Annotated in this window: 5 protein-coding genes; all 5 read left to right on the forward strand. The window is 28.3% G+C overall.

Translation table 11 applies throughout. From position 1 onward, the window contains the following. On the forward strand, positions 1-1,009 hold a 1,009-nt coding region (locus ACTHUW_RS12260), incomplete at its 5' end, for a hypothetical protein (RefSeq protein WP_442213446.1). Between the two features lie 118 nt (positions 1,010-1,127). Then, positions 1,128-1,646 (forward strand): hypothetical protein, encoded by a 519-nt coding sequence (locus ACTHUW_RS12265; RefSeq protein WP_442213448.1) that lies wholly within the window; start codon positions 1,128-1,130, stop codon positions 1,644-1,646. A gap of 20 nt (positions 1,647-1,666) precedes the next feature. Then, positions 1,667-2,749 (forward strand): DNA methyltransferase, encoded by a 1,083-nt coding sequence (locus ACTHUW_RS12270; RefSeq protein ID WP_442213450.1) that lies wholly within the window; start codon positions 1,667-1,669, stop codon positions 2,747-2,749. 24 nt (positions 2,750-2,773) lie between these two features. Then, on the forward strand, positions 2,774-3,628 hold the full coding sequence (locus ACTHUW_RS12275; RefSeq protein WP_442213453.1) for a DNA methyltransferase: 855 nt from the start codon (positions 2,774-2,776) through the stop codon (positions 3,626-3,628). Further along, positions 3,621-6,212 carry a DEAD/DEAH box helicase family protein gene (locus ACTHUW_RS12280; RefSeq protein ID WP_442213455.1) on the forward strand — a complete coding sequence of 864 codons (2,592 nt, stop codon included), beginning with the start codon at positions 3,621-3,623 and terminating at the stop codon, positions 6,210-6,212. Before ACTHUW_RS12275 ends, ACTHUW_RS12280 begins: the two co-directional genes overlap by 8 nt. Positions 6,213-6,370: the final 158 nt, after the last annotated feature.

Consider the following 6,370-nt stretch of genomic DNA (forward strand, 5'->3'; position numbering starts at 1 on the left):
TGATGCAGTAGGTAAAAATGAGTTAATGAATTTATTTTCAAGAATAGGTAAAAAAACAGGACTTAGAACCCTCCCTCAACCGACTTTTATTGTAATGAGTGGTACAGGTCTTCATATTTACTATGTATTTAAAGAGCCAATTGCTTTATATCCGAATATTAAGCTTCAGATGAAGCAGTTAAAGTATGATTTAACTTTTAAAATGTGGGAGTATAAGGCGACTTCACAAGAAAAACAGATACAGTATCAGTCAATTAATCAAGGCTTTAGAATGGTTGGATCTAAAAATGATAAGTATGATTTACCTGTAAAAGCTTTTAAAACTGGAGAGAGAGTTACTTTAGACTATATTAACTCTTATGCAGATGAAGAAAAGAATAAAGTAGATATAAATGTGCCTTTTAGACCCACTCAATATAGTTTAGAAGAAGCAGAAGAAAAGTTTCCAGAGTGGTATGAGAGAGTTATTGTTCAAGGAAATAAGAGAGCTAAGAAATGGGATATAAAGAGAGATCTATATGACTGGTGGTTAAGACAGTCTTATAAAGTTAAGGGTGGACATCGTTATTTTTATTTAATGTGTATGGCAATTTATGCTGTAAAGTGTAATATTCCGAAAAGTGAAGTTCGAGAAGATATGTATAAAATATTTGATGAATTAAAAGAAATAGAACATTCCAATCCTTTAGAAGAAGATGATATTAAATCGGCTTTAGAAACTTATGATAGACAATACTATAATTTTACCATTGATGACATTGTAAAATTAACAGATATTCCTATTGAAAAAAATAAAAGAAATTATAGAAAGCAAAAAGAACATATAAAGATAATGAATTTTGTAAGAGACAACATTTCTTATGTAGATACAGATTGGAGAAATAAAGAAGGCAGACCTTCAAAAGAAAATCTTGTCAAGGAATATATAGCGGAAAATCCTGATCATACCCCAACAGAAATAGCTAAAAACTTAAAAATTAGTCGTACAACAGTTTATAAATATTTATAAACTACTAATATTTCCATAAGTGATATGATGTTTATATGATACGCAAAGTGATACGCATGAAACACGCGATGATACGCAGAATGATATGCAATGAAACACGCGTAAAGGAGTGAATTTTATGGAAGATAAAGTTTATACTTTACTAGATTTAGCTGAAGAATTTGGTAAGGATAAGCAGTTTATAAGAAGAAGGATAAGTAGGCTTAAACTAAGAGCTATCAATAAGGACAGCAGGGAACATATAAATGAACCTCTGGAGTATGATCACCAAGCTTTTTTGAAATTATCTGAAGAATTAGGTGTTTCGAAATTTAAAAAAGACAAAGCGAATGAAACACACGATGATACGCGAAGTGACACGCATGAAACACGCGATGACACGCAGAAATTATCAGATGATATTAATAAAGATAAGGTAATAGAAGTCTTAGAAAGAGAGCTTGAACATTCTAAAGATAAGTTACGAAAATCAGAAGAAGAAAAAGAAACTTTGATGAGATTATTAGATCAGCAACAAAGATTATCCTTACAAGCTAATCAAAAAATAGAAATTTTAGAGAGTAAGGATCAAGAAATAAAAGAAAAAATTAAAGATGGTGAAAAAAAGAAATGGTGGCAAATCTTTAAAAAGGTATAAATAAAAAGGAGAGTAATATAATGGCTGAAAATAATGTTGAAACAGAATTATTATCACAAATTAAAGAAGTGCTTTTAACTTTCCCGAAGTACTGGGAAGAAGAGGTTTTGTTAAGAAATAAGGTTGCTGAAGACCTTAGATCTTACAATCAAGAGTTAATCGAAGCACTTTTATCAAATAAATTAGTAAAAGATACATACTCAATTACTTTAAATTCTACTAATATCTTTAAAATTGAAGAATTTATTAGTATGTTGAGATATAAAAATTATTGGGAAAACAGCTATACAAAATATTCTAATGAAATTGGGTTAACAAGTGAAGGTAAATACTTGAATTATAATACAGATGTAGTTTTAGATTTTCCTCATAAAGATTCTGTTTTAGAAGGTGGAATGAGTAATGAATATGATAATAAAAAAGAGATATATTATCATAATACTTTAGCAAAAGAAGAAATAGATACATTATTATCTTCTAAAATATTATCTAATATGGAAAAATACAGTAAAGATGGTGTTCATAAGATAACAGAATTTACTGATAAAGATAATTTGATTATTAAAGGGAATAATTTAGTTGCATTGCATAGTTTGAAAGAAAAATACACAAATAAAGTAAATCTGATATATATTGATCCACCTTATAATACTGGAAATGATGGTTTTAATTATAATGATAACTATACAATGTCAACTTGGTTGACATTCATGAAAAATCGTTTAGAAATAGCTCAGGAGTTATTAAGTGAAGATGGTTTAATATTTGTGCATATAGATACAAGTAGATCGAATGGGAAAATAAAAGGAACTACAATGGAGCCATACCTTCATGTATTAATGGATGAAATTTATGGGAAAAACAACTATGTTGGTACATTACATTGGAAGAAGAAAAGACAACCATCTTTTTTAAGTAGAATAGCAGCTATTATGGAGAACATCTTAATTTTTGCTAAAAATGAAAAAAATATAGATATACTATCTATTGAAACAACTACAGACTCAACAAAGAGAGTTGATAATGCATCAAACCCTATTTCAGAAATGATAATAAATAAAGGTATTTTATATCGTGGAAATGAAGCTAATACAGTAATTTAAAAAGGGAAATATCAAAATAGAACAATGACAACAGAATTTGTAGATGATGTTATTATCAAAGATTATCGTGTTGAAAATGACTTTAGAGTAAAAGCTAATTTTAGAACTACACAAGAAGAAATAACTAAATTTTGTAAAGAAGATTTACTTTATATAACCAATAGAAACTCCTTCAGAAGATTTGCGAGTGAAGCAGAAAAAAATAAGGCTAAATCCATGACAGACCTATTGTTAGATTGGGGACAAAATCAAGATGGAACAGAAGAACTAATTGAGCTTTTTGGAACTAAAGTATTTGATACTCCAAAACCCGAAAAATTATTATCTAATATTATTAAAAGTTGTACTAAAGAAGGAGATATTGTATTAGATTTCTTTATGGGATCAGCTACAACTCAAGCAGTCGCTCATAAAATGAATCGTCAATATATAGGTATTGAACAAATGGATTATATTAATACAGTATCAGTACCACGCTTACAGAAGGTAATTGAAGGAGAGCAAGGTGGTATTTCAAAAGATGTTGATTGGGAAGGTGGGGGAAGCTTTGTCTATGCTGAATTGACTAGCTTAAATGATGAATATATAAAAAATATTCAAGCTTCAAATAGTGAAGAAGAACTAGAAAAGGTATTATTTACTATGAAAGAAAGTGCTTATTTAAATTTCAAAGTAGATTTAGAGAAAGTATCTTCAAAAAATGAAGAATATAACAATTTATCCTTAGAAGAAAAGAAAGAAGTCTTAATTCAAACTTTAGATATGAATCAACTGTATTTAAGCTATTCTGAAATGGAAGACGAACAGTACAATATACCAGAAGATGTTAAAGCTTTTAATCACTCTTTCTATGATAAAGAAGGTGTAAAAGATGAGTAATGAAATTTTGCATAAAAAAATTGTAAAACATTTTAATACGATTTTTTCTGAGGCACCACCAGAAGTACCAGATTATGTAGCAGATAATTTAAGTCATAAATTAAGACCTTATCAAGAACACGCTCTATCACAATTTATTTTTACACAAGAGATGGATCAAGCTGATATGTATTCCAATCATTTACTTTTTCATATGGCGACTGGATCAGGGAAGACCTTAGTATTAGCTTCAAATATCCTTTATTTATACAAAGAACAAAACAAGCAAAACTTTATATTTTTTGTAAATAGTGACGCTATTATTAAAAAAACGAAAGATAACTTAACAAATACAAATTCTTTAAAATATTTATTTAGAAAAGAAGGGATTGTTATTGATGGAAATCACATTGATATACAGATCGTTGATGTATTTCCAAGCTTACCAGATCCTAATACTATCTATTTAAAATTAACTACTATACAAAAGCTTCACTTAGATCTAACAGAGCCAAGAGAGAACTCTCTAACCTTTGAAGGATTGGAAGAATTGGAGTTAGTTCTTTTAGCAGATGAAGCCCACCATATTAACGCCTGGACTCGTCGAGATAAGAGAAAATTAAATACAAAAGAACAAGAGGAAAGAACATGGGAAAATACAGTTAGTAGACTATTAAAACTTAATCCATCAAATAGATTATTAGAATATACTGCAACAATTGACTTAACAAAAGATGTTTTATTTGAAAAGTATAGAGATAAGATTGTTTATCAGTATGATTTAAGACAATTTATGAGAGATGGATATTCTAAAAATGTAATGTTACTTAGAGCTGATGAAGAAGATGAAAATAAGATGTTAAACAGTGTCTTATTAAGTCAATATAGAAAATATGTAGCAAGAGATCATGGAGTCGATTTAAAACCAATCGTATTCTTTAAGGCGAATCGTATAAAAGATTCTAAAAATGCTCATGAAAAATTTGTTAATATTATTAAAGGATTAAAGCCAGATCAATTAAAAGAAGTGATAGATAGTGGCTATTCTATTTACAAACATCAACAAAGTATTTGGAGTAGTATGTTTTCTTATTATAAAGAATTAGACCTAAATCAAGTTGTTCAAGACTTAAAATGGGATTTTGCTGATGGAAATATATTAAATGCCAATTCTAGAGATTTTTTATCTGAAGAAAATGCTTTGATATTAAACAGTTTAGAAGAGGAAAACAATCCGATACGTGTTATCTTTGCCGTTGCAAGACTTAATGAAGGTTGGGACGTGCTTAATCTCTTTGATATTGTTCGTATTAGTGAAGGAGCGACTAAAACTAGAAATACAACTGATAGTGAAGCACAATTAATCGGTCGTGGAGCGAGATACTACCCATTTGAATATAAAGATGAAAAATCATATACTAGACGTTTTGATTTTGGTGGAGAAGATTCTGAATTAAGAGTAGTTGAGTCATTGCACTATCATACAATCAATGACAATGCCTATATTAAAAACTTAGAAAAATCTTTAGAGTCAGCTAATATTCAAGTAAAAGAAGACAAGTATCATCATTTAGAAGCTAAAGTAAAACCTTCTTTTAAAAAGACTCCAATCTTTAAAGAAGGAAAAATTTATATAAATAAATTAATTGAAACAACAGCTGAAGACTATGATACTTTAGAAAAATATAATATTTCAACTGTCTTTGAAATACCTTTTGAAATGGCGATTGAACAAAAATATGGAAGCAAAATTAATCATAAAATAGCGACTCAAACCCATGAAGTAAGTTGGAAGGTAGAAGAAAAGTATATTCAAAAAGCAATCCAAAGAAGACCTTTTTTTCATTACGATAATTTGAAAAATTATATGCCTTCTATTTCAAGTATGAAGACCTTTATAGAAAGTAAAGATTTTTTAGGCGACTTAACTTTATATATATCTTTGCCATATGAAGCTGAAATAGATGATTTAGACCCAGTAACAAAATTAAAAATGGTAGAACGTTTCTTTAAATATATGGAAAAGAATATACGATTAAATTACATGAAAAATCGTGGTACACCTGTTTTTGAAGGAGTAAAGTTTTCAAAATTAATAGATGATTATCAAATTGAATTAAATAAAGTAAATAAAGGAATATCAAATATAGATGAATTAATTCAACCTAGAAATATGAGAAATCATGATTGGTTTATTTATGATAAAGCGATTGTAAACTCTTGGGAAAATTCATTTATCAATTTCATTAATGATTATATAAAACAATTAAAAGAAAAATATAATGAAGTTTATTTAATTAGAAATGAACGCAAAGTAAAGATTGTGGAGATAGATGGAACAAGAGGATTTATGCCAGACTTTTTATTATATCTTCAAGATGAAAACTGTACTTACCAAATATTTTTAGAACCTAAAGGAGATCATTTAAGAGTTCAAGATAAATGGAAAGAAGATTTTTTAACTTCTCTTGGAGAAAGAAATGATGTAGAAGTTTTAACTGAAAACGAAGAAGTTCGTTTGCTGGGAATTAAATTTTATTCAGAAACTCCTGAATTAAAAGAAAGATTTAGAAATGATTTTATAGAAAAGACTTTAAAAGAATAAAATAAAATTATTAAAATAAAGAAGATCATGTAAAGGTAATTTAAAAAGTAATGGAAGGCAGGCAACGGGTTTGTCTAGACAAACCCCAAAACTGCGTTTTGACCTGATAGGAAGTTTCCTATAACCTCTTACATAAAATTTTTCGTAAACTCAATTTT

This window comes from Senegalia sp. (in: firmicutes), from assembly GCF_052088025.1.
GTDB lineage: Bacteria > Bacillota > Clostridia > Tissierellales > SIT17 > Anaeromonas.

Coding starts and splice junctions, on each gene's coding strand:
- ACTHUW_RS12270 (WP_442213450.1), top strand. CDS start 1,667: ATGGCTGAAAATAATGTTGAAACAGAATTATTATCACAAATTAAAGAA.
- ACTHUW_RS12265 (WP_442213448.1), top strand. CDS start 1,128: ATGGAAGATAAAGTTTATACTTTACTAGATTTAGCTGAAGAATTTGGT.
- ACTHUW_RS12275 (WP_442213453.1), top strand. CDS start 2,774: ATGACAACAGAATTTGTAGATGATGTTATTATCAAAGATTATCGTGTT.
- ACTHUW_RS12280 (WP_442213455.1), top strand. CDS start 3,621: ATGAGTAATGAAATTTTGCATAAAAAAATTGTAAAACATTTTAATACG.